General features: G+C 35.8%; 31 protein-coding genes and 1 pseudogene. 17 read left to right on the top strand and 15 right to left on the bottom strand.

Translation table 11 applies throughout. The annotated features are described in order from the left end of the window. Window positions 1-89: 89 nt before the first annotated feature. The 3 genes from hfq to HOO54_RS10670 form a co-directional block, all read right to left on the bottom strand. On the bottom strand, window positions 90-311 hold the full coding sequence (gene hfq / locus HOO54_RS10680) for an RNA chaperone Hfq (RefSeq protein ID WP_172295049.1): 222 nt from the start codon (window positions 309-311) through the stop codon (window positions 90-92). Window positions 312-352: 41 nt separating this feature from the next. Then, entirely contained in the window at window positions 353-1,270 is a 918-nt protein-coding gene (gene miaA, locus HOO54_RS10675) for a tRNA (adenosine(37)-N6)-dimethylallyltransferase MiaA (protein ID WP_216664879.1), read from the bottom strand. A gap of 120 nt (window positions 1,271-1,390) precedes the next feature. Further along, window positions 1,391-1,792: a YmaF family protein gene (locus HOO54_RS10670; protein WP_172295045.1), complete on the bottom strand. Its 402-nt coding sequence runs from the start codon at window positions 1,790-1,792 to the stop codon at window positions 1,391-1,393. A gap of 129 nt (window positions 1,793-1,921) precedes the next feature. Here HOO54_RS10670 and HOO54_RS10665 point away from each other — a divergent pair, with 129 nt between their 5' ends. From HOO54_RS10665 to HOO54_RS10635, 7 genes and pseudogenes are all read left to right on the top strand, one after another. Continuing rightward, on the top strand, window positions 1,922-2,149 hold the full coding sequence (locus tag HOO54_RS10665) for a hypothetical protein (protein WP_172295043.1): 228 nt from the start codon (window positions 1,922-1,924) through the stop codon (window positions 2,147-2,149). Window positions 2,150-2,246: 97 nt separating this feature from the next. Then, a complete protein-coding gene (locus tag HOO54_RS10660; protein WP_172295041.1) occupies window positions 2,247-2,537 on the top strand; it encodes a hypothetical protein in 291 nt (96 codons plus the stop codon). A 132-nt stretch (window positions 2,538-2,669) separates the two neighbouring features. Then, window positions 2,670-3,782 (top strand): annotated as a pseudogene (locus tag HOO54_RS10655) (glycoside hydrolase family 18 protein). A 107-nt stretch (window positions 3,783-3,889) separates the two neighbouring features. Then, a complete protein-coding gene (locus HOO54_RS10650) occupies window positions 3,890-4,090 on the top strand; it encodes a hypothetical protein (RefSeq protein WP_172295039.1) in 201 nt (66 codons plus the stop codon). Continuing rightward, window positions 4,087-4,386: a spore coat protein gene (locus tag HOO54_RS10645; protein WP_172295037.1), complete on the top strand. Its 300-nt coding sequence runs from the start codon at window positions 4,087-4,089 to the stop codon at window positions 4,384-4,386. Before HOO54_RS10650 ends, HOO54_RS10645 begins: the two co-directional genes overlap by 4 nt. Before the next feature lie 184 nt (window positions 4,387-4,570). Continuing rightward, window positions 4,571-5,587: a serine hydrolase domain-containing protein gene (locus HOO54_RS10640; RefSeq protein WP_172295035.1), complete on the top strand. Its 1,017-nt coding sequence runs from the start codon at window positions 4,571-4,573 to the stop codon at window positions 5,585-5,587. Window positions 5,588-5,611: 24 nt separating this feature from the next. Continuing rightward, a complete protein-coding gene (locus HOO54_RS10635) occupies window positions 5,612-6,259 on the top strand; it encodes a TVP38/TMEM64 family protein (RefSeq protein WP_172295033.1) in 648 nt (215 codons plus the stop codon). Between the two features lie 182 nt (window positions 6,260-6,441). Here HOO54_RS10635 and HOO54_RS10630 read toward each other — a convergent pair whose 3' ends face one another. Further along, window positions 6,442-6,753, bottom strand: coding sequence for a YbjQ family protein (locus HOO54_RS10630; RefSeq protein WP_172295031.1), 312 nt, complete (start codon window positions 6,751-6,753; stop codon window positions 6,442-6,444). A gap of 71 nt (window positions 6,754-6,824) precedes the next feature. Next, window positions 6,825-7,694: an alpha/beta fold hydrolase gene (locus HOO54_RS10625; protein ID WP_253907653.1), complete on the bottom strand. Its 870-nt coding sequence runs from the start codon at window positions 7,692-7,694 to the stop codon at window positions 6,825-6,827. 111 nt (window positions 7,695-7,805) lie between these two features. Here HOO54_RS10625 and HOO54_RS10620 point away from each other — a divergent pair, with 111 nt between their 5' ends. Further along, window positions 7,806-7,994: a spore coat protein C gene (locus tag HOO54_RS10620; RefSeq protein WP_172295029.1), complete on the top strand. Its 189-nt coding sequence runs from the start codon at window positions 7,806-7,808 to the stop codon at window positions 7,992-7,994. 86 nt (window positions 7,995-8,080) lie between these two features. On the opposite strand, the gene HOO54_RS10615 is transcribed toward HOO54_RS10620, so the two are convergent. Beyond that, window positions 8,081-8,752 carry a YoaK family protein gene (locus HOO54_RS10615; protein ID WP_172299479.1) on the bottom strand — a complete coding sequence of 224 codons (672 nt, stop codon included), beginning with the start codon at window positions 8,750-8,752 and terminating at the stop codon, window positions 8,081-8,083. A gap of 291 nt (window positions 8,753-9,043) precedes the next feature. Here HOO54_RS10615 and HOO54_RS10610 point away from each other — a divergent pair, with 291 nt between their 5' ends. Further along, on the top strand, window positions 9,044-10,174 hold the full coding sequence (locus tag HOO54_RS10610) for a GGDEF domain-containing protein (protein WP_172295027.1): 1,131 nt from the start codon (window positions 9,044-9,046) through the stop codon (window positions 10,172-10,174). Window positions 10,175-10,477: 303 nt separating this feature from the next. On the opposite strand, the gene HOO54_RS25165 is transcribed toward HOO54_RS10610, so the two are convergent. The 5 genes from HOO54_RS25165 to HOO54_RS10585 all read right to left on the bottom strand — a co-directional run bounded on the left by HOO54_RS25165 (window position 10,478) and on the right by HOO54_RS10585 (window position 14,505). Then, complete coding sequence (locus tag HOO54_RS25165; protein WP_375335833.1) at window positions 10,478-10,723, bottom strand: SdpI family protein; 246 nt, start codon at window positions 10,721-10,723, stop codon at window positions 10,478-10,480. Between the two features lie 58 nt (window positions 10,724-10,781). Further along, window positions 10,782-11,072 (bottom strand): DUF1648 domain-containing protein, encoded by a 291-nt coding sequence (locus HOO54_RS10600; protein WP_172295023.1) that lies wholly within the window; start codon window positions 11,070-11,072, stop codon window positions 10,782-10,784. A 192-nt stretch (window positions 11,073-11,264) separates the two neighbouring features. Continuing rightward, window positions 11,265-12,191: an EamA family transporter gene (locus HOO54_RS10595; RefSeq protein WP_172295021.1), complete on the bottom strand. Its 927-nt coding sequence runs from the start codon at window positions 12,189-12,191 to the stop codon at window positions 11,265-11,267. A 37-nt stretch (window positions 12,192-12,228) separates the two neighbouring features. After that, the gene (locus HOO54_RS10590; protein WP_172295019.1) at window positions 12,229-13,485 is read right to left on the bottom strand and encodes a nucleoside permease; all 1,257 of its coding nucleotides are present in this window, start codon (window positions 13,483-13,485) and stop codon (window positions 12,229-12,231) included. Between the two features lie 201 nt (window positions 13,486-13,686). Beyond that, window positions 13,687-14,505: a purine-nucleoside phosphorylase gene (locus HOO54_RS10585; protein WP_172295017.1), complete on the bottom strand. Its 819-nt coding sequence runs from the start codon at window positions 14,503-14,505 to the stop codon at window positions 13,687-13,689. A gap of 287 nt (window positions 14,506-14,792) precedes the next feature. Between HOO54_RS10585 and HOO54_RS10580 the strand changes: the two genes are divergently transcribed. Continuing rightward, window positions 14,793-16,010 (top strand): ROK family protein, encoded by a 1,218-nt coding sequence (locus HOO54_RS10580; RefSeq protein WP_172295015.1) that lies wholly within the window; start codon window positions 14,793-14,795, stop codon window positions 16,008-16,010. Window positions 16,011-16,774: 764 nt separating this feature from the next. Here HOO54_RS10580 and HOO54_RS10575 read toward each other — a convergent pair. Beyond that, entirely contained in the window at window positions 16,775-17,464 is a 690-nt protein-coding gene (locus HOO54_RS10575; protein ID WP_172295013.1) for a VOC family protein, read from the bottom strand. A 1,339-nt stretch (window positions 17,465-18,803) separates the two neighbouring features. Beyond that, complete coding sequence (locus tag HOO54_RS10570) at window positions 18,804-19,475, bottom strand: flagellar brake protein (RefSeq protein ID WP_172295011.1); 672 nt, start codon at window positions 19,473-19,475, stop codon at window positions 18,804-18,806. A 1,180-nt stretch (window positions 19,476-20,655) separates the two neighbouring features. Between HOO54_RS10570 and HOO54_RS10565 the strand changes: the two genes are divergently transcribed. Next, window positions 20,656-21,003 carry a hypothetical protein gene (locus tag HOO54_RS10565; RefSeq protein ID WP_172295009.1) on the top strand — a complete coding sequence of 116 codons (348 nt, stop codon included), beginning with the start codon at window positions 20,656-20,658 and terminating at the stop codon, window positions 21,001-21,003. Between the two features lie 83 nt (window positions 21,004-21,086). Here HOO54_RS10565 and HOO54_RS25160 read toward each other — a convergent pair whose 3' ends face one another. Continuing rightward, complete coding sequence (locus HOO54_RS25160) at window positions 21,087-21,188, bottom strand: peptidoglycan-binding domain-containing protein (RefSeq protein WP_172295007.1); 102 nt, start codon at window positions 21,186-21,188, stop codon at window positions 21,087-21,089. Window positions 21,189-21,589: 401 nt separating this feature from the next. On the opposite strand from HOO54_RS25160, the gene HOO54_RS24255 reads away from it, so the two are divergent. Further along, the gene (locus HOO54_RS24255; protein ID WP_309244869.1) at window positions 21,590-21,679 is read left to right on the top strand and encodes a putative holin-like toxin; all 90 of its coding nucleotides are present in this window, start codon (window positions 21,590-21,592) and stop codon (window positions 21,677-21,679) included. A 225-nt stretch (window positions 21,680-21,904) separates the two neighbouring features. On the opposite strand, the gene HOO54_RS10555 is transcribed toward HOO54_RS24255, so the two are convergent. Further along, complete coding sequence (locus HOO54_RS10555; protein WP_309244904.1) at window positions 21,905-22,246, bottom strand: hypothetical protein; 342 nt, start codon at window positions 22,244-22,246, stop codon at window positions 21,905-21,907. Window positions 22,247-23,146: 900 nt separating this feature from the next. Between HOO54_RS10555 and HOO54_RS10550 the strand changes: the two genes are divergently transcribed. From HOO54_RS10550 to HOO54_RS10535, 5 genes are all read left to right on the top strand, one after another. After that, entirely contained in the window at window positions 23,147-25,168 is a 2,022-nt protein-coding gene (locus HOO54_RS10550) for a ribonuclease YeeF family protein (protein ID WP_172295002.1), read from the top strand. A gap of 8 nt (window positions 25,169-25,176) precedes the next feature. Next, complete coding sequence (locus HOO54_RS10545) at window positions 25,177-25,479, top strand: hypothetical protein (RefSeq protein WP_172294999.1); 303 nt, start codon at window positions 25,177-25,179, stop codon at window positions 25,477-25,479. Window positions 25,480-25,664: 185 nt separating this feature from the next. Continuing rightward, window positions 25,665-26,054 carry a hypothetical protein gene (locus tag HOO54_RS24250; protein ID WP_253907652.1) on the top strand — a complete coding sequence of 130 codons (390 nt, stop codon included), beginning with the start codon at window positions 25,665-25,667 and terminating at the stop codon, window positions 26,052-26,054. 233 nt (window positions 26,055-26,287) lie between these two features. Then, window positions 26,288-26,434 (top strand): HNH endonuclease, encoded by a 147-nt coding sequence (locus HOO54_RS25155; protein WP_375335832.1) that lies wholly within the window; start codon window positions 26,288-26,290, stop codon window positions 26,432-26,434. A gap of 26 nt (window positions 26,435-26,460) precedes the next feature. Beyond that, window positions 26,461-26,880 carry an SMI1/KNR4 family protein gene (locus HOO54_RS10535; RefSeq protein ID WP_216664754.1) on the top strand — a complete coding sequence of 140 codons (420 nt, stop codon included), beginning with the start codon at window positions 26,461-26,463 and terminating at the stop codon, window positions 26,878-26,880. Window positions 26,881-26,938: the final 58 nt, after the last annotated feature.

The raw sequence follows: 26,938 nt of genomic DNA, 5'->3' as shown, positions 1-26,938 counted from the left end.
CATCGGATTTGATTTTCCCCTTGAAGCTCTGATTTAGAGAATGCAAAGAACCATGCCGTCCGCCGGCATGGTTCTTTATGAAAAGATGGTTATTCGAGCTCAAGCTGAACATTTTTTTGCGGTGCAAAAGTAGAAATCGCATGCTTGTAAATAAGCTGCTGTTTTCCTTCTGTTTCAAGCAATACTGTGAAATTGTCAAACCCTTTTATTTGACCTCGGAGTTGAAATCCATTTAGTAAAAAGACTGTGACAAATGTATTTTCTTTACGAATCTGATTCAAAAACTGGTCTTGAATATTTATCGTTTTCATGTTCTTGATCCTCCTCATTTCTCTATATCATATTGTTTCGCTTAAAATTCGATCTTTCCTGCTATATATGTGAAAATTTCCTGCTTTTTCTGCTCGATTTTAACTGGCGGTGTCATATCAAACCATGTGACATCCATTTTATTTCTAAACCATGTCAGCTGCCGTTTAGCATAGCGTCTTGAATTTCGCTTTAACGTCTCGACAGCCTCTGACAGCGTCTCCCTGCCTTCGAAATATGCAAACAGTTCTTTATAACCGATCGCTTGCACAGATTGCGAGTGTCTCACTTTTTCATCTTCAAAAAATTGCCTTGCTTCTTCTAAAAGTCCTTCATCCATCATTAGATCAACCCGGTTGTTGATTCTGTCGTAAAGCACTTGGCGGTCCATTGTCAAACCGACAAGTGCTGTGTTATATAAAAGTTGTTTTTGTTGATCTTTGATATGTTGGGACATTGTTTTCTTAGAGGTATGTAAAATCTCAAGCGCTCTAATGACCCTGCGAACATTATTTTGATGAATCGCTTCTGCCGCTTTAGTGTCGCGTTCTTTAAGTAAAGAGTGCACATATTCATTCCCTTTTTCAACTGCAAGTCTTTCCATTTCTGCTCGAAACTTAGAATCTCCTGCTTCTTCTGTAAATGAGTAGTCATAAAGAACCGATTGAATGTAAAGCCCTGTTCCCCCGACAATCATCGGCAATTTTCCGCGATCTTCAATCTCAGCAATTTTTTCTCTCACAATCTGCTGATACTCTGCGACTGAGAAAGGTTCTGTTGCGTCTTTTATATCAAGAAGATGATGTCGTATTCCATTCATTTCTTCTTCTTTAATTTTCGCTGTGCCAATGTCCATTTTTCTGTAAATTTGCATTGAATCTCCGCTAATAATCTCTGCGTTTAAACTGGCAGCCAACATCACACTCAATTGTGTCTTGCCAACCGCAGTCGGACCGATCATGACAATGACAGATGGTTTGTTTTTATTCACTAATGATCACTCTCTTTTATACAATCTCCTCCCATTATACCATTTTAGCTTTTAAATTTCATTTTATCCAATTTATACCACATATAAACATTACCATCCGAGCGGTTCATTTCCGACCACTTCTCTCGTCACGCCGCGGTATGAATGCCTATGCCTTTCTTTACGGTCCCCGCTTACATAAACAATCCCCCCATAATGCATAGAGGGAGACTTTGTGTAAGCAAAATAAGTCGTCCCCCCTATCTCATGATAGTGAGTCCCATCCTTTCTCAAAATGGCCGGCCCAGTCATCCCGTAGTATCTATGGTAATGACCATTTTCAAATGAGGTAATTCCTGAATAAAAATGGATATGAGCATCTGTATTACTTCCATTAGCAGGCTGTGAAAATCCCTCAATTAAATGAACATGCCCAGCAAATTCAGATGTTCTCGCCCGGTACGCATGAGCATGTGCAGGCGCCAGATCCCAATCTGACAGATATAATCCCATTTTGCTCTCTCCTTTTAAGGCAGGTGCCATAGAAATTCCGATGACCTATAGCCGTCTGCCCAAGCAAAAACATTTAGGCAGAATACATTATTGTAGTCAAGTATCATTATATTATTGGAGGGATTTTTTATGAACGTAATCGGACATGATCATTTTTCTCACGGTGATTATCGAATTATCGGAAGACCTTTTTATGGAAGACCCTTTTTCGGAAGACCCTTTGGCGGACCATTCTTTTACGGTCCCGGTCCGTTTTTCGGCGGACTTTTAGGAGGCCTTACAGCAGGGGCACTGCTAGGTCCATACGGTGGGTATGGCGGGTACGGCGGGTACGGTTATCCTTTCTTTCCGTACTAGACTTTTGAAACCTAACATAGGAACATGCCTAACACGTAGGACATGAGCGGAGCATAAGCTATAATCGAATTCATCAAGTTAAGAAAGGAAGAAAATAATGGATTACATGAATCATATGTATGCGATGCAAGGTAGACAGTTTCCGCAATATCCCCAATCAGAAACGACAGCCCATACGATGAAAACCCCGTTATATCCACAACTGAAATCCATGACATTAAATACGATCGCTCCTTTTGTTTCTTATGGTTTAAAGGAAGCAAAGGGCACTTCTTATCAACATGCCATGACAGAAGTGGCTGCAATGGCATATTTACTGGGGCGTGGAATGGATCCGCAAACCGCTTATCAAATAGTAGAATCTTGGGAAATTAATGAAATGTTTTAAAAATGATCTTTAGGAAAATCCTAGCTATCCCTAGGGTCTTCCTCTTGTTTTTTTAAAACAGCATGAACAGATCATCTCAAACATATGAATATTTAAGAGTTTCACAAGTCATGAAAGAAGGAAGTGGATTCGTTGTTCATCTATACCGTTCGGCCTGGAGACTCTTTATTTTCCATTGGTGCAAAATTAGGAATTTCGTTGGATTTGATTCGATGGCAAATAAGACATTTTTAAGTGTAGAAAGCTTGAAAAAGGTAAATCCAGCGATAACTCCCAGCCTCTTACGCCCGGGAATGAAATTGACAATTCCCAAGACTTCAAAAAAATACATAACAGGTTTAGGTTACTACACCAACAAGAAATCCCCAGTTAGATCAGGAATTGATCAAAAATTTTGCTCCCTACACCACATACTTGGCACTTTTTGAATATCACTTTTCAAGTGAAGGATCTTTAAGTCAACTCAATGATTTAACAGCGATTAAAACAGGATGGAAAGGCGATGTCTCTCCCATTATGACGGTTACCAATTTAACAAAAACAGGATTTAGTTCAAACCTTATTCATCAAGTATTACAGCAGCCAGCTGTTAGACGAAACTTGGTTGAAAACATTTTTCGCACCATTCAAACAAAGGGTTATGCAGGAGTCAATATTGATTTTGAAAATGTCTCAGCTAAAGATAAGGATTTATTCCCTGCCTTTTTAAACGAACTTCCGGCTATGTTTTGACTGTTGCTGTCCCGCCAAAAACAAGTAATCATATCACATGGTTATGATTATTCAGCTATTGCCTCTTTCAGCGACTACATGTTTATTATGCCTTATGACTGGCATCATGGAACAAGTGAGCCAGGACCGATTGCACAACCATTCAATTTGCCCTCAATCATGTTCCAAAACATAAAATTATTCTTGGTTTCCCGCATTATGGATATAAGGGACACTTCCTTATCAACAAGGTGTTGTCTATCCAGGAATTTCAAACCAACATACCATTCGGCTTGCAATGAAATATCAAGTTCCTGTTCAATATGCAAAAGAATTTGAATCACCATTCTTTCAATATGTCGATAACTAGGTAACAAGCATACAGTTTGGTTTGAAGATGCACAAAGTATTGGCAGGAAACTGGAACTTATGCAAGAGTATGACCTTGATGACGGAGGTGTCTGGCAGTTGACATTAAGTTTCCCACAAGGCACATGGTTATTAACTAAATTTTTCCGTATCCGTAAAGTTTAATGGACAATTTGCTAATTGTTCCAATAAATGAATCGAATAAATCCAGCCTGAAATCATGAAAATATGAACGAAACAGAAGTAAACTATATGAACAGGAGTGTTGATGCTTGAACAATGCGATTCATGAAACACTGGAACTTCATGAGCTGTTAATGTTTAAAAATCTTTGCTTAACAAAGTCTGCAACGATGACCGGTCTTGTCAAAGATCAAGAGCTTAAAGATATTTTACAACGTGATGCATCTCGAACAAAACAACAGATTGAACATTTACAAGGTCTTTTAACGGTTAGGAGTGAAACACTGTGAATGATTTCATCCAAAACATGACAGGGATGGGAGCGTTGACCGAACAAGTAGTCGCAACTGATTTTCTCATCTCTGCCAAATCAGGGGTAAAAAATATCGCTGTTGCCATTACCGAAACTTCCTCTCCAGAAGTACGTGAAACATTAAAACAATATTTAAATGACGCCATTGACACCCATGAACAAATTACCAATTATATGATTTCTAAAGGTTATTATCATCCGACCAACCTCTCGGAACAGATCCGGATGGATCTACAAGCCGCGGAAAAAGCTAAAGATTTACCTCAAATATAGAAGTTTTTGGAAAAACAAAGCCAGTGAAGTATTTTTCTTCACTGGCTTTGTTTTTTAAATTAGCTTAAATTATAGCCCGTTTTATAGTAAACATAAAAAAACTTTTATAAAGTTATGTTGTTATGATTTTATTTAACTTCCTTTTTCATTTGATTCTAGGTAGATTCTGAGAGGACTGGTTCTATTGACATACACAACAGAACAGCTGGATACCTATCTGGAGAAACGGGTATCCACCCATTGTTTTCATGGTAGTATTCTTTTAGCTGATCAAAGTGGCATTATTTTATCCAAAGGCTATGGATACTCTAATTACAAGGATAAAGTCAAAAATAAAGCGGATACTCGCTTTCAAATTGCTTCATTAACAAAACAGTTTACAGCAATGGCTATTATGCAACTTCATGAAAAAGGTCTGATTGACATCTCTGACCCCCTTGAAATATATTTAAATGACTATCCAAATGGGGACAAGATCCTGATCAAACATTTGTTAAGCCACACTTCAGGAATTCCTGATTTCTTAACAGAAGAGTTGCTTGATATCGAGTTAGAGCTTACACCAATTGATCAACTCATCACGCGTTTTATTGACAAACCGCTCGAGTTCAATCCTGGCGAGAAATTTAACTATAGCAATTCGGGCTACATTCTTCTTTCTAAAATATTGGAAATTGTTACAAAAGATTCTTACCAAAACGTCATTCAAAAGCTCATATTTAAACCGTTAGGCATGAATAATTCAGGGTTTTTCACTTCACCGGCAGATATTGCTCCAACTGTTGGGTACATATGTATGAATCAGGCAGTCATTAAAGCACCTACTATATACGGTCATGGAGAAAGCGGGCTCTTCTCAACAGTCGAGGATTTGTATTTATGGGATCGCGCTCTTTATACTGAAAAACTGTTAACGAAAAGCACACTGAGAGACACCCTTTACACCTGTCTCAAAAGGTCAGCTTATCAAAAACAAGGTCCTGTTTTAAACCTTATCCAAAACAATTCGATCGGGTATGGATGGTTTATTAATAAACAAAACACATATAAAATATGGCATGAAGGCGAAATACATGGTTTTTACAGCACGATCAACAGATATATCAATCAAAAAAAGGTGCTCATTATCCTTAGTAATTGCAATTTATCAAAAACTGACGAGATTTTCACCTATTTAGAAAACGTATTGCTAAGTACTTAAAAAAGAAAGGCAGAAACAGCAACTATGACAAAAAAATGGTTAAGTATTCTTTCGGTCATTATGATCATTGTGATCGGTTTTTCTCAAAAAGAGTCATGGCTTGAATTAGTTAGAGCAGGAGGCATTTATTCTATTATATTTAGCTGCCTGATTGTGGCGGTCTGTGTGTTTTTTCCCATTGTTCCGTTTGCCGTGATCGCTGGGTTAAATGGAGCTGTCTTTGGAATCATCAACGGGGCATTGATCACTTTATCAGGATCAATGCTAGGAACAATGATGCTATTTTTTCTTGCTCGTTATGGGTTTAGAGATTGGGCAGAGAAAAAAATGCTGAAATATCCTAAAATGAATCAATATGAAGGTTATTTTAATCAAAATGCTTTCACAGCCGTACTTTTAGGAAGGCTGATCCCTGTCATTCCTTCCGTTGTCATGAACATTGTCTGTGGATTAAGCAAAGTCAAGTGGCTCATCTTTTTTGTTGCTTCAACACTGGGAAAAATTCCGAATGTGTTCGTTATCTCCATTGCTGGTGCTAATTTCAATGAACACAAACTGATATCATTTGCGATCTATGGTGTATACATGCTGATCATTATGGTGATCATCTATAAGAAATACCCCCACTTTATCAATAAAAATAACAAGGCAGAGCAGTCAGAGCCAAAATAAGTTAATAAATTCCTGAAAGTCGTGTCGATGAATAAAATTGGGGGAATTTGCTCGCTTTCCGCGGGCGATCCGCGAGCCTCCTCGGAGCTCGTTCCTTGCTCCTCTTGGGTCTCGCCTGGCTCGCTGTTTCCGCAGGAGTCTCGCAATTCCCCCTGATTTATGTTGAAAAAGGACTTTTTAGATTAATCAACAATGACAGCCGTTCCATATCCGATTAATTCAGAAGTACCTTGGCCGGCTGAAAGCTCGAACCTTAGTCCAACGATGGCATTTGCGCCAGCAGCTTCTGCTTGTTCAATTAAACGTTCCTTCACCATTTTCTTTGAGTCTTCAAGCATACCTGTATAACTTTTTAATTCCCCGCCAATTACCGATTTGAATCCTGAAAGGATATCTTTTCCGATGTTTCGTGACTGTACAATACTTCCTGTAACGAGTCCTTTTACTTCTTGAATGTTTTTTCCTACTATTGCATCTGTTGTAACGATAAGCATACGTTGTTCCTCCTTATTAAGTATATCAGTTACCCTGCCACATGAAAGCATTTCCATACTACAAAATAAATTTATTTTAGCGAATGAATAAAGCTGATCACCTTGTCTGCAACTGAGTTAGCTCCAGTTCCTAGCCAAATCAAATGTCCCCATGCATCTACCTGATAAATCTTAGAATTAGGCAGATATTGATTGGCATGATCAGCATGATCAAGCGGAACCGCTCGATCGTGCGGACAATGCATAATTAAAACGGGGCAAGTAATCGACTGTAAGTGATAAACTGATAGCTCATCAATATTTTTTAAATCAATTATAAAGCCATGACCTGAGCGCTGTCTATTATTCATTTTTCGTAACTCTTCAATATCTTCATTTTTCACTTTAAACATCACTTGTTCAGGAGGCAAGCTGCTAAATGAAGGGATCATTTTTTTAAATATCCATTTTGGATATCGATTACTCAGTGATGAAATCAATTTCCAAACGACCTTTTCAGCAAACGGATGAAACAAGCTTTTTCCGATCTTATATTCAATGTCTTTCTTTGTCAGCCATTTTTTTGTCACAGCACTTTGTAAAATCAACGATTTCACTCTGTCTGGATATACTGAAGTGAAATAAAGAGCGCTTGGTCCTCCTGCTGACATGGCAAGCACATGAACTTTGTCTATTTTTAAATGATCCAGTAATGCCAAATAATAATGACAAGCACTCTCCAAAGTGTCTCCGATTTCTTTAGATGTTCGACCATAGCCAGATCGAGAAGGTGTAATCAATGAAAAACTTTTTTCATACAGGGCTTGATAGCCAAACTCTTCATAGCAATTTGAATGTCCACCATGCATCACAAGTATAGGTTCACCATCGCCTAGCATTGAGTATTCAATTTTCAATCCATCGATACGAAAAATATCAACTATTCTATCCGCGATCATCATCCTCTCACTCTAGTAATTCGCCTCTTTTTAATATACGTAGCAAATACACAAACTGTTTCATTTAAATGACATACTATAAAATTGATTAAAATATGAAGGAGGGAAAGTTTTATGGATTACTATTATGACCACCATAAAAAACATGATGATTACTATTACTTCAAGTGTAAAAAGGTGTATTTCGATCCTTGCAAGAAACACTATGACTATGATTATGATTACGATAAAAAGTATTATGACCATGATCATGACAAGAAGTATTACTATTGTAAGTATTTCGATTTTAAAAAGCATTACTAACACCTTAACTCAATCTATTAGACAATTTTTGTCGCCCCGGTCCCCTAAGACCGGGTTTTTTCCAATCGTTATAATCCCTTTTTACACTACATAGATTTAGAGTTAAAAAAATGCTTTTTTTCAACTTGAAACATGATTTCAGTGACAATAATCATCCCAAAAATGATCAAAATCGGGAGCCAAATAGCTACAAATGGATAAGCGGGTTTAGTAAATGCAGCGATAATAGCGCCAAGACAATACAACACAATTGCAAAAGCCCGTAACAATGCATCTGATTGAAAGTTTTTTTTGTTCTTATTGCTACAAAATCGCTTCATGATATCTTCGAAAAAAGAAGCGAGCGTTCCAGTCAAAACAGTAGTGGAAATACCCGCAATATTGAGCTTTCTTGCAGCGATCGTTTGAAGACCCATTGCAATACTAAGCAACATGATTAAAAGGTGTGGGGAAGGATGGAATAGGGATAGACAGGCAAAGAGCAGCAAAACAAACCCTTCAACAGCAAGTGTTTTGGTTATGACAAAAGGCCACAATGATTTTTCCTGCTTCCAAACAATCATCGATGCGATCACTACACCGATGATAAAGCTCAATAATGCAGTCAGTGAGTACATCACTCTTTTTTGGAGTGAATGACCGATCGCTAATCCTAAAAAAATGATATTCCCAGTCATATTTGCGGTAAATACATGACCTATACTTAAATAGCCAATCACATCTACTATTCCTGCTGTCAAACAGAGAAGTAAAACCATGATGTTTCGATAATAAGCATCTTTCAATGTGATTCAATCCTTTCTTGTGTTCGGCCTCCTTTTTAAGGCATCAATATAACTGCGAGAAAAAATTTCCCGATATGCTTTTTGACAAAGAAAATTATAGCATAATCATTTCGTATTCCGTATTTCTCCAATCTAATTGTTCGATAAGTTTAACAAACAATTAGATTTACAATTCGTATTTGTTCCATTTATTCCATGTTTTATAGAAAAATATAGTGGTTACATTTTAAAGATTTTGTGTTATTGTGAAAAACGGTGATAAATATGATAGTGTTCATAAAAGATTTGATGATTAACTTAGCAATGCTTTGTTCGTGTATTTTTTTGTATACTCAATTTACGAATTCACTGCCGATTCATCGGAATTCCCCATTTAAAACACGGCTTCTTTTAGGGTTGTTAGGAGGATTATTGGGGAATATTTTAATGCAATATAGTATTCATATTGATGAAACGATGGTTGATCTTAGACATATCCCTATCGTTTTACTTGCATTTTATGGCGGTAGTCTTCCCGCATTGATAGCCATGATTTTGATCATGCTAGGTCGCTTGTTATTTAGTATAAATATTGCAGCTGTTATTTATTTATTATTATGTACGCTTGTTTCTATATGGATTGCAAACGTGAACTTTTCAAAAAGAATGAAAATATTGACGACACTGACACTAGCAAACACCATATTATCGGTTATTTTTTCTTTCCTAATAAAAGATATAAGGCTATTAAGTCATTTACTCCCTTCATATTGGGTCATCTCATACCTATCAGGCTTCTTTTCATTTTATATGTTGGAGTATTTAAGAAAAACTCAAAAACTATTTAATCAATATAAATTAGAGTCATTTACAGATGGACTAACCGGATTAAATAATGTTAGGAAATTCCATGAAATTTTAAATTTTCAATGGAAAAACTCGGAAACCGAGAGTAAAAAGCTATGTTTACTCTATATTGATATCGACTTTTTCAAACAAGTAAATGATACTTATGGACATAAACAAGGTGATATCGTTTTAAAAGAACTTGGACATATTCTTAAACATTCCATAAGATCATCTGATCTTGTGAGTCGAAATGGCGGAGAAGAGTTCACAGTGTTGCTCTTAGATTGTCCATTAAACCGAGCCCTTGAAGTTAGTGAACGAATTAGGGCATCCGTTGAAAACCATGTATTTCCGCTTAGTTGTGGAGAAAAAGTTTCGATTACAGTCTCCATCGGTGTTGCTTGCACTGGTGGTACTGCAGATGATTCTTCTACGTTAATTGAAATGGCCGATAAGGCTTTATATCAAGCAAAAAGGACTGGGCGTAATAAAGTTTGTGTTGCACCTCAGTCCAAGTCTGATAAGGAGATCAATCGCTCTGTTGACTCAGAATCAACGACTTGTTAATCTTGAGAGATTAAATGATGGTACAAAAAGAAGCCTTCACATTGGGCTTCTTTTTGTAATCAATATCGACACTTTCATAACTAGAAAAGCAGATCATACACTGATTAGGTCGTGCTGCTCTCCCCATGCTCTGAAACAGTCGGAGGTGTCCTGAAAGTCGTGTGGATTGGGGAATTTGCTCGCTTTCCGCGGGCGATCCGCGAGCCTCCTCGGAGCTCGTTCCTTGCTCCTGCGGGGTCTCGCAATTCCCCCTGATTTATGTTGAAAAAGGGCTTTTTAGACAGCTCCTTGTAAGTAAATCTATTAACTATTTAGTTTCTTATAGATTATATATGAGGCATAAACTGCTATTAATGCGCCCACCAATAGCAAACCAATCAGAACAATTGTTATATACTCAGGTATGACAATAGATAATCCTATTATTAGAAAGCCTATGACAACAAACAATTTTGCTCCAAAACGGTTGACCTGTTTCCACACTCTTTCATCTTTTAATGTCCACGGTGTCCTCAATCCATACGCATGATTAGATTTTGTTTTTTGCATAGGATGAGCCACAATGATGATAAAAAATCCAAGTAAAGCTCCGATGAACAAGCGAATATTAAACTCGAAACCTAAGCCAAAAGCAATGATGACCAAGTGTATGACAAAAAAAACTTAGCATCGTCATATTGACTTTATATAATATGGTCATGTTATTTTTATGACATAACATATGCGAAACTACCATAAGAAAAGGCATTAACAACATAGCCCATGTTTTATCAACATATTGATCAGGTTTACCGTTTGACCAGTGAACAGGTAATTCATGCGGCACATTCGGAAACGCTATAATCATGACGATAAGACTTACTAAAATAATACCAATCGGTAAGAAGCTTTTGTTCATTTCACTTCACTCCTCCATACTGTGAAATTTGGAGTTTAGCAGCCAATGGAAATATGACCCATCAAGGCTTCAAACAAGTTTAATCTTATTTAGATAATTTACAATAATTATAGACCATATATTCTTAAAGTCAAAAAACACCATAGAAGGAATATCTATGGTGTTTCAAAACTTGGACTTATAAACTTAAATTCAAAAATTTTTATTCACTGTACTTGCATTCTCAATTAAAACTTTCTTTTTCAACAATCTAGGAAGACAAATACCTGCTAAAATGAGAAGTATACCTACAAATTGGGAAGCACCTACATGTTCTTTTAGGACAAACAAAGACATTATAACCGCTGTAGGAAGCTCTAATGCTCCCAAAATGGATGCCAAACCAGAACCAACTAGTGGAACACCTTTAGAAAACAGCAATGTTGAAAGAAAGGGACCAAAAAAAGCTAAGTAAATCCCAAATTCTAGAGACAATTCTACTAGTAGTTTTCCGTTAGCAAAGAATGTAGGCGGTAAAATGATTGTACAGACTGTAAAGCCGCCGGAAATCATAAGTGCTGTTTTTGTCATAGGATTTACTTGAACGGCAACCTTTCCACTGAGTAGAATAAAGATCGTATATGACATGGCTGCCAATAGCCCAAATAAAAATCCTAACAAATGGATATGGCTTACTCCTGTTGAAAATATATTGGTAGCACAGAGTGTTCCGATAAATAAAGGAATTAACGAGAGCAACTTCCCTTTCTCTGGAACCCTTCGATTAATAAGCGCCTCAATGAACACGCCCATCCATGTAAATTGAAATAGAAGGACAATTGCTAATGATGCAGAAATGTATTGAAGGGAAAGGTAGTAAAACATTCCTGTTAATCCTGTTGTAGACCCAACCACAGTTAACAGAAAAATTTCTTTTTTGGTTGGCTTTACATACTTATTTGTGTTTGAACGCTTTTTACTGCTAAAAAACACACCTCCCCACAACATGAACGCCCCCAAGAACATTTGAATTCCAACAACATCATTCACGATAAATCCAGCTTTATAAGCTAATTTTACAATCGTAGATAAAACTCCATAGCTACAAGCTCCTAAGATGATATATATAATCCCTTTCATAATCCCACCTGATCTTTCTCCTTGCTACTTCAAGTTTTCAATGACCTATTGTTACTTTCTTCATTTCATTATGGTCATGTTTATATTTAAAACTTACTGCAAAAACAACGGCGAGAATGAGCGTATATGCTCCAAACACTAACCAAATACTTTGCCAATCCTTCACACCGTCTACAGTGAAATAATCCACGACCTTCCCACTCATAATAGCACCTACATAGGCACCAATTCCATTAACCATTGTCATGAATAAACCTTGTGCACTCGCGCGAATTCGATGATCCACTTCTTTTTCTACGAAAATCGCTCCGGAAATATTAAAAAAGTCAAATGCACAACCGTACACAATCATTGATAATAGTAATAAAATAAATCCTCCACTAGATGGGTTTCCATAAGCGAAGAATACAAAACGTAAAGTCCATGCCACCATACTGATCAACATAACCTTTTTTATTCCGAATTTACGCAAGAAAAAAGGGATGGCAAGGATAAAGAATACTTCTGAAATCTGTGATATTGATAATAAAACTGCTGGATATTTAACAACAAGACTATCTTTATAATGAGGATCCAATGCAAAATCATGTAGAAATGGATTCCCAAAAGTATTCGTAATCTGGAGTGCTGCTCCTAACAGCATCGCAAAAAGGAAAAAGATCGCCATTTTCTTTTGTTTAAAAAGTACGAAAGCATCAATGCCTAAAAGACTAACGAGCGACTTATTCTTCTTCGCTTTCGATGTTGGACAATCTTGGAGTGTCAATGAATACAGTGCAAGTAAGAGTGAAGCACCGGAAGCAACGTATAACTGAATGTTGCTCAATTCAAGCTTTAAAAAACTGATCGTCCACATGGCAAGAATAAAACCAACTGTTCCAAAAACACGAACAGGCGGAAAGTCTTTTACTGTATCAAGCCCTGTTTTTTCTAAAGAAACATAAGAAATGACATTAGATAAAGCAATTGTTGGCATGTAAACGATTGCATTAAAAAGCATAACCCAAAACATGATGATAGGATCTGAAATCTGTGCAGCTACCAATAATGCGCCAGCTCCAAAAAAGTGGCAAATCCCGTATAATCTATTTGCTTTTATCCAACGATCTGCAATAATCCCTGTAATACTTGGCATCAGAATTGCAGCAATTCCTTTTGAGCTAAAAACAAGCCCGACTTGAGCTCCAGTAAAATGCAACGTGTTGATCATATAAGATCCAATTGTTACAAGCCAAGATCCCCAAATGAAAAACTGAAGAAAAAACATAATTCGAAGACGTAATTTTGTATTCATTTCTTCCTCCTGATCTTAAGCATAATAGTTGATTTGTCGATCATAAAAATCAGAGACTTAAACAGTTAGAATAATATAATTGAATCATGTAACTGTAACAAATGACGATCGTCAACACGTGTGCTCTCTCTGGAAACCGATTGCACATCTTAGGTTTTCAATAGCCAACAAGGCGTCAATCACCTGAGACCTCATCTTGTCTTACATTCTTGCAATAGATTCTTTAACTAATTTAATAAATTTCTCTCTTACTGTAGCAGCTACTTCAATTACTTCATCATGACTTAATGGTTGATCAAGAATCCCACATGCCATATTAGTTAAACAGGAAATACCAAGTACTTTCATACCTCCATGAACAGCAACAATTGCCTCTGGGACTGTTGACATACCAACAGCATCCGCACCTAATGTGCGAATCATCCGAATCTCAGCTGGGGTTTCGTATGTCGGTCCGCTCCACCAAGCATATACACCTTGTTGTAATGTAATATTTTGTTCTTTCGCTACAGTAGAGGCAATATGTCGTAAACCCTGATGATAAACTTCAGAAACGTCTGGGAAACGGGTTCCCAATTTATCATGATTAGGACCAATCAATGGATTTGTACCAACTAAATTAATGTGATCAGTAATTAGCATTAAATCCCCTGGATTAAAACTTGTATTAATCGCACCGCATGCATTAGTAATCATCAAATTTTCTACACCTAGTGCCTTCATCACACGTACTGGAAAAGTTACTTCATCCAAGCTAAAGCCTTCATAATAATGAAAACGCCCTTTCATCACCACTACCGTTTTTCCCTGCAATTCTCCTATGACTAATTCATTTGCATGTCCAACTGCTTCAGACTTCGCAAAGTGTGGAATTTCATGATAAGGAATTTTGAAAGGGCTTACAATTTCATCAGCAAGAGCTCCTAAACCTGATCCTAAAATCATTCCAATCGTTGGACGATGAGCAGTTTTATTCATAATAAAATCTCTAGCTTCTAAAATTTCTTGGTAATTATGCATTGATAACTCCTCCTTAAATAAATAAGCTATTAGACAAACTGTTAAGGTGACAACATTCATAACAATTTGTTAAGACTAGTTTAGCAGGTAAAACGACTGATTGTAAATAACTAAATTTCATTTTTATAAAAAGTATGTAAAAATAACAAAAGAAAAACAAAATAACACCTTCTAAACGGCGTTCTTTTTATATAAATAAATAAAAGATTAGAATGATTTGGCTTCATCTTTTTAAATAAATTAGATAAAATAAATATAATAAATGAAGAGTCTTCGGAGGAAATATAATGCTAAACCAATTTGTGGGGCTAACATCGCCAAAGACAAAAAAACTAAAACTTTTATATAGCTTGGTTCGCAAGTTTGGGCCTGTAAGGATCAATACACTTACTGAACTAACTGGCTACAAACATGTGACTTGTGCACGTCTACTCGATGAACTTGTTGAAGAAGGACTGATCTATGATAGTGGGATTGGAGAATCAAGTGGCGGAAGAAAACCATTGATGTACGTTATCAATCCTAACACTTATTATTTAGTTGGCGTGGAAATTACCAATTTATACACCACAGTATTGCTTCTGGATCTGAACTTAAATATTTTAGCCATTGAAAAATTAAAGATGGATTCCAAATGTACAGGAGAGTACACATTAAATTTTGTATCCCAATGCATCGATGAACTATTAGCGAAACACAACATTCAAAGGGACAAATTGCTAGGAATTGGTATCGGCGTTTTGGATCCTATTGATCAAGAACGGGAAGTGATCACAAATCCTCATTCTTTTCCTGCAGAAGGATGGGATAATCTAAATATTGTCGACCATTTAAAACAGAAAAATAAAACCCTCGTACTGCTTGATAATGGAACAAATTTGGCAGCATTAGCTGAATACCGCAATAACTATTGGAAAGAAACAGATAATGTCGTTTTTGTCTCTAGTGATATGGGGATTCGTTACAGTACAATTTTACAAGGCAGATTGGTTCATAACAAAAATGACATGAATGATGCGTTTGGACACACCATAGTCGATCTCCACGGCCGACGTTGCTCATGCGGATCATATGGTTGTCTACAAGCATATAGCAGTTTGCCAGCTATTCGTGATGAAGTCGTCCGGCGAATGAAACGTGGTCACATGTCCTTACTTGAGGATAAGATTCATGATGTAGAAGATATCAATTTTCACCATATTTTAAATGCAATAGAGAAAGAAGACCCTCTTTGTCTTGAAGTCGTTAAGGAAGCAGCTTATTTTTTTGGTATCGGTCTTAGTAATTTGATTTTCCTTTTGCGCCCAGATATTGTGATATGTGGAGGAACCTTAGTTCCAAAACCTCTTTTTTATGAAGTAGCCTCTGAAACAGCACAAAAGCGACTCATGCACTTTCCAAATCGTCATGTACAGATTAAGAAGTCAACTGCAGCTTACAATATCGTAGCACAGGGAGCGGGATGTATGATACTTGATTATTTCACTGAAGAGGTCTTACCATAGGAAGTATTTGCGACCGAAACTTTAGAAGAGGTGTATCATTATCCTCGGACATTATAAAAGATGCAGTCTGGTTTAAAGGCAAATAGAAATCGCATGTTTTTTTGTTCAATACCAAGAGGATTCGGTAGCAAGATTGTCAACTCCTTAAATCCCTTCCGCTCTCGCTTCAGTGAGACATTTAGCGTTGACAATTGGCTTCTGCTGCCTTCAGAACTACTATATTATTTTTCATAACAAGTCAGAGGGTTAACAGGAGGATAAAATGGCAAAATTCTCAACAAAATTTCTAAAAGTTTGGCTAGCCATCCCCAGATGGTTCAGAATGTTTATTTTAAGCGCTATTACTATATATATTTTATGGTCTTGTTTTATTAATGGGATAAAGAATATTTTCAAACTAGACACAACATCACTAATCATAAGTTTAATAGCATCAGGGATCATACTGCTAATTTTCAAAAAAAAAACTCAGAAAAGAATATAACATTCCACATCTAATTAGCATCGATCACGTTGATTTCTTGTTTCGCTCCAAGTATAAGCGCAATACCTTCCTCAAATCTCACCTCCCAACGGAGCCCATTACAATCTAGAATGTCTTAGAAATACCACACACAAAGTTGGTTCACTCAGTTAGCTAAAAAAGCCGATTACATAAAAAGAGTTCAAAGTGTTCAAGAAAAAGCCATTGTTTTTTACATTGTCCAACGTGATGCTATCGAAAACTCAACCATTACTAAAATCTAACATGCAAAACAAAATCTTTACTTATTGCTAGTCTTGTACACTTCTAACTGTTTATCTGAGTTCATTATCACTCGATTGTTATTGGTCGTTATAATCTCAAGAGGATATATAGCAGATAATTTATCAGAAAAAAGCCATCTTCTTCCTGGTTGAGTAAGTAAAATGAATATTCCTTTTGAAGCATCTCCCATAAAATGAAGTGAGGTTGGGCTTAAAGGCTCATTTTCTCGTTCATGAATTCCGATATCCATCAGCTTTTTACCTGCATCTATTGCATCATCTACAATCAGACCTATTTCACTAATATTTAGAACAGACTCAATAGAGAAAGGTTCCAACCCTTTTTTAGAGATAGAATGCCTAGAAATGAACTCAACTATATTACCTGCAGGATCATAAAAATAAAGTGAATGTGCATGTGAACCTGAGAAATATACTTCATCATCTCCATCTTCAATATTTAAGCTAACTTTTTCTCTAACCCATGATTTTGCATCAGCAAATTTATTAGCTGGAATGTTAAAAGCAAAATGGTAATATGGCTTACCTTCTATATTTTCTGATGTAAACTTTAACGCACTTGAACCAATTGCAATTTGAATGCTATTTTTATCTTCTTTAAGTAAAGGAAATCCGAATTTTTCTACATAAAACTTTCTCATCTCTTTGATACATTCCGTTTGTAAAGTTACCGACTTAATTTCCATATGTAAACACCCCTTTATCTATCCATCTCATCTTACAATTACAGTATAATACATATCTGCAAATAACTAAAACATTATGAATCGGTACCTTTTCAGTATATTGACAGAAATTTCTGTTTTTTCTAAATGAAAGTTGGACAACAATTCACCAATGAGTTTTTTAAGACTTCTAGTATGCTTGAATGACCAGCCGCTTCGTAAAAGCTGCTCAAAAAGTTGGCGTTCATTTGCCTTAAAATGATTCGTTATCCTAATTTGATATGAGTGATGGAGACATCATAAAAAATACTCTCAACATCGGAGTTATATGGTGAAATATTCATATTCAAAACACTCAAGAAAAGCTGGCTTATCCCCTTCCCTATGTGTCAAGCGATCTATTTAATGATTGCTTTCAGCATGTTGATTGCCGTGTTGTGAAAGAAAAATCCTGAAAAGCTCTTAAGTTTCATTTGAACCAGCCTTTTGATGGGCAATTTTGCATCGAGTAATTCGGCTGTTCAGCAGCCGAGGGTGTCTAAAGAGGAAACGGCTTTGTCTATCGGCTTTTAAAATAATAAGTTCGTAAATAACAGGGTTTTTAAAAAAAGTTCCTTTATCCCCAACAGAGCGTTTTCATTGTGATATAATGGAAATAATAAGTTTTTTTGTGAAATCATAACTGGCTTTGCTAAAGAGGAGAGATATTTTGAATCCACTTTTGAAGATTTTCCTTGCAGTGGCACTTGTATTTGGAGTTCTTATTGCTCTTTTATTTAAGTTTGAAATTGGTATGTTTATTACCTACCTATCAGTTGGGTTCATTCTTATATCAAAAAATTACGATAAGAACTCGCTTCAAAAGTATAATGTTCTGATAGGAATCTTGATTTTTTTATTCAGTTTTGTGTACTTATTCATCAGTGGAATTGTTTAGCGCCTGCTCTTATCGTTTGATATCTTCAGCGATAAAACCGGCTTTGCCGCCTTTTTTAATGGTAACATTACCATTCTGGCTCTTGCCTTGCTACATGCAGAAACATTGAGAAGCATGGCTAAGCCTCTCACACCATCCATCCTGTTTCATTCAGTCACAGACCTTTGCAGTCCAACCATTAATGCGGTCAGTAAATTTTATTTACTTTCAATCTAGAGTTTTGAAAGGTCAAAAAAAATCTGCACTTTCAGTAGTTATGCCTCGTCAACAGTTCTTTATATAAATTCCATAAAAAACCCTCCATTGTAATAAGAGAATCCGTGGCAGATCACCGTCTTCCTCAATTTTTGGAGGGTTAACATTCTCTACCTTGAACAAAGACACCGTAGGCTGTCCCATCTAGACAATAGCAAATAGAACATCTCATTCAGATTCAGATTTAAGTTTTCTTCTTTCTATCAATTGGCATTTTATACAATATTGAACAAATATTTGTTTATCATGCTCATTCATCATGATAAATTCAACTGTCATGATCTGTTTGTTTGTTCTGCGATCAAGGTAAGTGCGTTTGACTTGAGCATGAACGTTAATCACAGCGTCATCATGCTCCTCATTTGGTAGAGAGATACTTAATTTCAAATCTTTTTCTGGTTCGTGTTTTTCTGTGTCTTCAATGATTAAGGCCGCACCTCCAGCACTAATATTTGCTGTATATGTTTTAAATATTGAGCCAGATCCATATGGACGAACAGTGACCGGAAGCGTTGCATTTACTCTAAAAAATTGCCGCCTTTGAATTTTTGTCATTTGATCTTCTTCAGGTAAATACATAGTTAATACATGGATATTGGAATGGATCTCTCGTCCCTGTATGACACTGGTAAACTTATACGGGACTCGTTTTTTATTTACAAAATGAATCGTGACCATTGTATTTGTTGGAATAATAACAGTCCTTCCCGTTTCTTCATTAACAGGATATTGTACTCTTAAAACATTTTCTTCAATAGATGACACTTTGCTTTTCGCAATGACATCTTCTTGATTTTCGTTTTCGAATTCTATTATTATGATATCTCCTAAGGATAACAATTGGCATCACTCTTTCAATTCTACTTAATCATTATATCGGTACTATGACATGTAAATTAAAGAAAAGAAATATCATAGGTTTTTCCAACACATTTTTTCTTCCTACCCAATTTTCCCTATTCTCATGACTTCAATCATCCTGTATTCCCTTTTACATCTCTAAGAGCTTTTATAGCATTTCCACCTCTGCTTCAAGGGGGAATGTTAGATTGAGGATCTTCGAGGAATTCTTGGATTTCCTTGACTGGGTTCTCTATCTTATCTATCCGCTCTACATTAATATGGTTAACCTTCTTCTAACTTTGCTTTTATCAATGCTTTTCTATGGCTTACGTGTTAAAATCCGTCATTTTGTCCCCATAAAAAATCCCCTCCGTAGTAGACAGATTAGTATGCTTTCTTTTTCTTCCAGCGGATAAATCAAATGCAATATCTAAAAGAGCAACCCTTATTTACAGCAAAAACTCAAGTAGTGGGTGGAAAAAGCTGCTCCCTCATCTAAGCCTTTCACACGAATCAGATAGTATAAAGGTTCGCTAGACATCGATAACTAGTGACACATATAATATGAAAAAGACCTCGAAAAAATCGGAACATTTGTCGGTGGAAACCAATGGGTATTATTATAATAATAAGAGAACTTTTGAAGGAGTTTATCTGTTTAAACTGGAGAATGCTTTGCTGCTGTAGCATACCGATAATGGGCTAGTTTGGAAGATATGTTAAAGTAATTTATGGGCATATTAAGTTGGAAAAAAGCCATATCAACCACAAACAAAATACTAACCGCTATAAAACAACAACATTTAGAAAACGGTTCAAAAAGTTCTAATTGGAGTTCCTGCAGCAAAGTTTTAACTATGTTTTGCACTTGAAGCGTCTGAATTGCGTGGTGTTGGCGAGCAGTTACTGCTAAATTTTCAACACCAACAAAAACTATGAAGAAATAAAACCTCTTTGCTTACTCCCTTTAACAGGAAAGGTTGCAAGGAAACTTAAGAAATGAAAAGGTCTAGATGAAGATAGCTTCTAAGAACAAAAATAACCACTCTATACAATCTGGTCTAACAAAACATAATGGTAAAACGATGATTCGGTCACCACACTTAAAGCTATGGCTACAAAAACAGAAAAACAGCAACAGACTACCCCAGAGCGTTAAAACAGAAAAGAATAAAAAATGTGGAAAATTAGTCTGAAAGTTGAAAATGACAATAACTTTTTAAAGTATGGTAAACATTTGAGAAGTTTCACTAAACTCGGATTAAGTGAACTTACATCACGAATTGAAAATGACGAACCTGTTTTTGAGTGTGTTCTATTTGAAAATGAAGAAGAGACTGCTAACCTGGAAAAACTGATTACATCTCTATCAAGTGAAGGCGCAAAAGTTACAATATACCAATCCAATGATTCAAGTAACGAAAAAATTTCATTAACATATTTAAGGAATAGAATAGAGCGCTTTAGACAAATTCAAGAACAGAACCAAAGACTAGATGATTTAATGCATGGTAATGATGAATAAAAATTGGGAAATTGCTCGCTTTCCGTGAGAGTCTTGCAATTCCCCCCTGATTTATGTTGAAAAAGGACTTTTTAGACAGCCCCTTATACAAAAAATCTTGTCCAAGTAACTCTCCCAGCTACCCCATCCACAGCCAGACTATTCGCCTTTTGAAAAACTTTCACAGCCTTCTCAAGACCATTCACATCACCCTTTTAAAAATGATCTTTCTCGAACATTCGTTCCCTTCCAATCTCTAAACCTTATAAGATTTCTTACAAACAACACTTTTTTATGTTTTTTCAGCAAGTTTTGAAAAAATGGTGGGCATTTTAGTGGTCACTCTGAAGTATGTGGTCAAAAAAGAGCTACACAAAAGACATATTTTTTGCCAAATACAATCTTTTAGTTTCCTTTGGTTGTGCCATATTTAAAGATAAACATTTCGAAAAATTATTTTGAAATGCATACTTTTCATCAACATTTTGCCTTCGGAAAATAAAAAACACTCTCAGCCCTTTGGAGTGTGTGGTAAAATATTCAATGTACAAAGTCTTGGCTCACTCAAGGGAATCTGGCTCATCCCCTACCCTATGGAAAGGGGGTGATGCTCATGACAACATTTCAAGCAATCTATTTAATGATTGCTTTTGGCATGTTTATTCTTGCCTTGTTGTCGTATATAAATAAAAAATAGACCTTCCCTTGAGCCTCTAAACTTTAAGGGAAAGGTCTATTTTTAAAACCAACCTTTTGAGTCAGCCCTTTGATGGGCCACTTTGTACAATGGACTCCGACTGCTACCAACAGTCGGGTCTTCTTTTTTTATTTTATGCAATTTCTTTAGAATTTATCCTTATCTTTATGATAAGTCAAGAAACAATTTTTTGCAATGAAATATCGCCAATATTGATTCTTGACACTAATCTTGCGATAAATAATTAAAAGCAGTTTCTTTAAAGTCCGGAAGTTCTTTATCAATTCCCAACAAAGAAAGTATTTCTTGCACATATTTACGAATAGCAAGCATATCGTCAGGAAAATCAAAATCAAACTCTTCTTCAACTGAAACAGTTTTCATAAAATAAGAACAACCATGTTTCATATCTAAAAGATCATCATTAAAACTCAAAACGTCTTGATACGATTCCTCAGATAATTTAAAATCAGAAATCAAATAAATATTAACATGATTACTGTCTCCTGATAACCTTTCATCGTGAAACAATAAAAAAGGTGTTTTTTCCGAATCACTTAATTCCACCATAAAAAATTCAACGTCGCGTAACCTTAACAAACGTTTAAATCTTGAATTCAAAGTTCTCATCTGATATCTTATCCTTTCAAAATTAAAATGCTATTTTTTCCAAACAAGCATAGAGTTGTCTGAAAAGCAACACCCAGTGCAGAAGCCAACAATATAAGTGGAGTCGGATCAAATAATAACTGCCACCAGCTATATTGTTGCACTTTTGTACGGACTTCTTTAAGTTTTTTTCTTTGCTCTTATAATTGTTCCATTTGATTTTAATTTATCACAACAGACTTTGGAGCATCTTTCAAAGTAGATTCATCATCATGCTTAGAGCCATCCATATTTTCAGACGCAATTTTCTATTTCCCTTTATAAACATGAACATGCCACTTACATATGGTCCTTCAAAACGATACTATAATCACCGCTTATACGCATAGATTTACTTGAAGCTACTTGAGCTGATTGACTCATGGTAATTAAAAAAACAGTAAAACAAGCAAAGATCATCATACAATACAAAAATTTTTCTAGCAATTGATTACCCCACTGCTAAAAAACTCTCCAAACAACTTTTTTATGATCCGCAGGAAAAACAGCGAGGATATTTTCAATTGTAAACGTCTTTGTTTGTCGGCTCTTAAAACAATACGCTCGAATAAAACCTTCATTGATTTGATGAACAATGATTGATCTTTTGGAAATACGACCGTCTATTTGAAGATAATACGTTAGAAATCTCTAAAAATTCCAACCAATTATAATAGGAATAATATCCTAATCCTAAAGATTCATTTTCTTAGAATAGCAAGATTTCACCGCCATCCTTTTCATTAACATGATAAAATTTTAACTGATTGTATTTTTATGATGTTGTTTAAAAAAATAACTATCTGAAAGGAAAATGTGATGGCGGACAAGAAAAAGAAAGACAAAGAGTTAGACAGTTCAGCTAAAGTTTTTGAAGCCAGTACTTTAGTTGAAAGAGCCGATCAACGAAAAAAAGATTATAAAAGCCTAAAAGAGAAACTTCAGACGCTAAAAACAGCGTGTCTTGGAGTGGCAGATTTAGGCGATGATTTCACAGGAAAAGGCGCAGATAACATTAAAGAGTTTTTTAGAGGACAGGCTGAGGTTGTCGACAGTTGGATCACTCTTGCCGATATGCAGAGCTCGTTTTTTAATGGGGTTTCTGGTGATATCGAAGCGAAAAAACTGCCCGATTCGTACATTGAAATGTCTTTTTTAAAGACTGAACTGAAAAATGCAGATAAAAAATCCGATCAAATCGTCGACTCCCTAAAGAGTAGCATGGATCGGATCATAGACCGAGTGAGCGACATCGTTGATCTGGATAAGTGGACTGACCACAATTACACAGTAGAGATGTCAAAAGCACAAACAACTCGGGAAAATGCAATTGATGCTGTAGACGATCTGGATAAATCTTTGACAGGCGAATACACACAAGCATTGGCTGAAGCCGAAAGTATCTCCAAAAAATTCTCAGCATTGATGGAAGCCACAAGTAATGGCAAAAGCGCTTCTCCTATGTATTTTGATAAAAAGGCTTTTCACTCGAATAAGTTATATAAAGAAGCAATCAAAACCGACAAACAAGCGACTACATATATTAATGCGAAAAAAGAGCAAGCAGAAGCCCGCAGAATTGCAGAGTTGCAAGAGAAGCTTGCAAACGTATCTGACCCTGATGAATATGTTAAAATGGCTAAAGAAATTGGTTATAACAACCTTTCACCAGAACAACAGGAGTATGTTAAATCCCTTGAAGAAGAAGATGTTAGTTTCTGGGAACATCCTATAGATTATGTATCAGAGAAGTTAGACGATTTTGATGATGGTGTTATAAATCTTATAGAAACAGGAGAGGAGAAACTAAAAGAAGTTTTAGCACCTGTAGATGAGGCAGGTAAAAAATATCTAGGCTCTGCATACGACTATGCAAAAGGAATAACAGTGGCTAGATATGATTTTGTTAAGGAAACTCTTGAAGGCGTTGTAACACTAAATAAATTTGTAAGAAATTCTGCATTACATCCAGTTAGAACTGCAAACTCAATTATAGAATTCGACTATAAAAAAGCTTGGAATTCTGCTTGGGATGAAGTAAAAGAAAAATGGGATAAAAACTTTGTACATGGAGATTTGTATTCAAGGACACATTATGCTGAATATCTTAAATTAAATATCGTCACTACATTTATATCAGGTGGTGCCGGTGCAGCATCAAAGGGTGCATCAATTGCTTCGAAAGCTGGAAGATTTGCAAGCGCTGCGGGTAAATCAATAGTCAAACAAGGAATCAAAGGCGCTGGAAAAACGGCAATCAAACAAGGAATCAAAGGTGCTGGACACGTTGGAATAGTCGTAGGAAACAGAGTCGTTAAAGATCTCAAGGAAGTTGGAGAACTAATCAAAAAAGGACTCATAAAAATAGGAGACTTACCTAACCCAGTTGCACGGGAGATCCTCGTAACAGAAGGAATTCCTATACATGCGCTTACTTTACGGCAGTCTGGACATGAGATGATTCAGTTTATTAAGAAGTCTTTTGATCATCATAGAGGTGCTAAGGGTACGAAATATAGTACTTATAAACACAGTTCATATGATGGTAAGCACATGGCACCAAAGAATGTTCCTTGGAAGAAGATAGTAAATGCTACTAAAAGTAGTCCTGCTAAATACAAACATGGAACAGATATTGTAGAACTTGAAAAAAGCGCTTTAAAGAATGGGATAGATGCCACAAACGGTAAACCGTGGAAACTTTTCAAAGCAGATAAAATTGTTGGAGCTAAATCTGGTGTTGAAACTCCATATATAAGAGTAGAAATAAGTCCTGATGGTACAGTTCATAGTCATCCCATTACAAAACGAGAGTACCAAAAATTAACCAAAAGAAAGTAGGATAGTATATGTTTGAGAATATAGATTTTACGCCTGGTCAAATAACACACAATGATTTTATAATAAACTTAAATCAACCCCTTGACTTTGACGATGATGGATTAAAAGAAGACATGTTTAAAGTAAATTATCCTAATAACTATATATTAGATATTGGGTGGTATTCTGGAGTTAACAAGTTTATAGTTTTTATTATAAGAGATGGTGATTGGGAAAAACCAATAAAAAAAATATTTTGTAGTAACCTTCTAGAATTAAACAGTACCGTTGAAAAATGTGCAGATTATTTAAGATTGGTGTTAAGTGAATAAACATATTACCTATAAATCATATTAATTTTACTTAGAGGCCATATATAGTGGGCCTTTTTGATTTTACTTCAATAATGCCTCAAGTCTTGCCTTCTTATTAGGTTCGTAAAATCCTGAAAAATAGGCTACACCATTCTTGAAAGACAGAATGGACACAATTACATAACCCCTTGAGGAATCCGTAGATGCAGTTTGTGGGAAGTCTTATAAATGTACTTAATTTACGGCAGTCTGGACATGAGATGATTCAGTTCATCAAGAAGTCGTTTGATCATTTTACAAGTCCTAAAGGTGGAAAAGCTCATGGTGGGGACGGCATTAAGAAGACTCCGAAAGGTGACCATGGTGGAGAACCTAAAGTTCCACATAAATCAAAACCACACGAAGCTGGTCACAAGGTTGATAAGCCTCACGAGTCTACTAAAGGTGCTGGAAACATTTCTGGTAAGCATCCTCATGAGTCTTCTAAGCCGACGAAGCATGAGCCAGGGAAAGATGTTAGTAAAGGGACGAGTAATAGCACCCCATTAAAATTAGAAGATTTCACTAAAGAAATTTTGGAAACAAACCGATGAACTCGCGGATACCTAAGATATGATAAGGGTGGAAAAATTTCTATTGATAGTGATGGAACTTGGACTTATACTAACAAGTCTGGAGTATCAGTAAGTTATCCTAATGGTTAACCAGATTTTACACCTTATATGCATCCAAATGTTCAGTCTGTACAAATAGAGGTTCGTTCGCCTAAAAATAATTCGAAAGATTTTAAGAATGCTAATAAAGCAGCTAAACTAAGTAAACACCGATTTTCGATAAAAGGAGACCTCCTATAGGATACACTTGGCAGCATCACCAAGATGGGAAAACAATGCAGCTTGTAGAAAAAAATATTCATGATGAATTTAAGCACATAGGTGGACAATCAAAAACGAATGGGAAAAATAGCAAATAAGGAGTGGGACTAAGATAAAAATTGAAATGATACATGAGCGTTTAACTACAGGTGATTTAGAGGGTTTTGAGCACAATCATAATATTACATTTCCTATAGATTATAGAGAATTTTTACTGGCGTATAATGGAGGTTATCCAACTCCAGGTACTTACAAGATTTCTGATGAATTAAGTGAAAGTATATTAAATATTTTTTATGGAATTGGAAGTATGTATGACAATTTAGAGAAAAAATTTGATATTTTTGATGAAATATTAGAAATTGGCTTTATTCCAATAGCAGATGATCCAAGTGGGAATCAAATATGTATCGGAATAAGCAAAGAGTATTTTGGACAAATTTATCATTGGACACATGATGAAGAACAGGATGGAATGGAAAATATGTATTTTTTATCAAATAATTTCAATGAATTTCTTGATTATGAAAATGAAGAGGAATAAAACTTAACAATGATAGGTGTTGTCTAAAAAGTCCTTTTTCAACATAAATCAGGGGGGA

Origin of the sequence: Bacillus sp. WMMC1349 (assembly GCF_013155385.1) — a bacterium.
Classification (GTDB): domain Bacteria; phylum Bacillota; class Bacilli; order Bacillales; family Bacillaceae; genus Bacillus.
The sequence above is the reverse complement of the archived record's forward strand: the minus strand, read 5'-3'. Positions and strand labels throughout refer to the sequence as shown.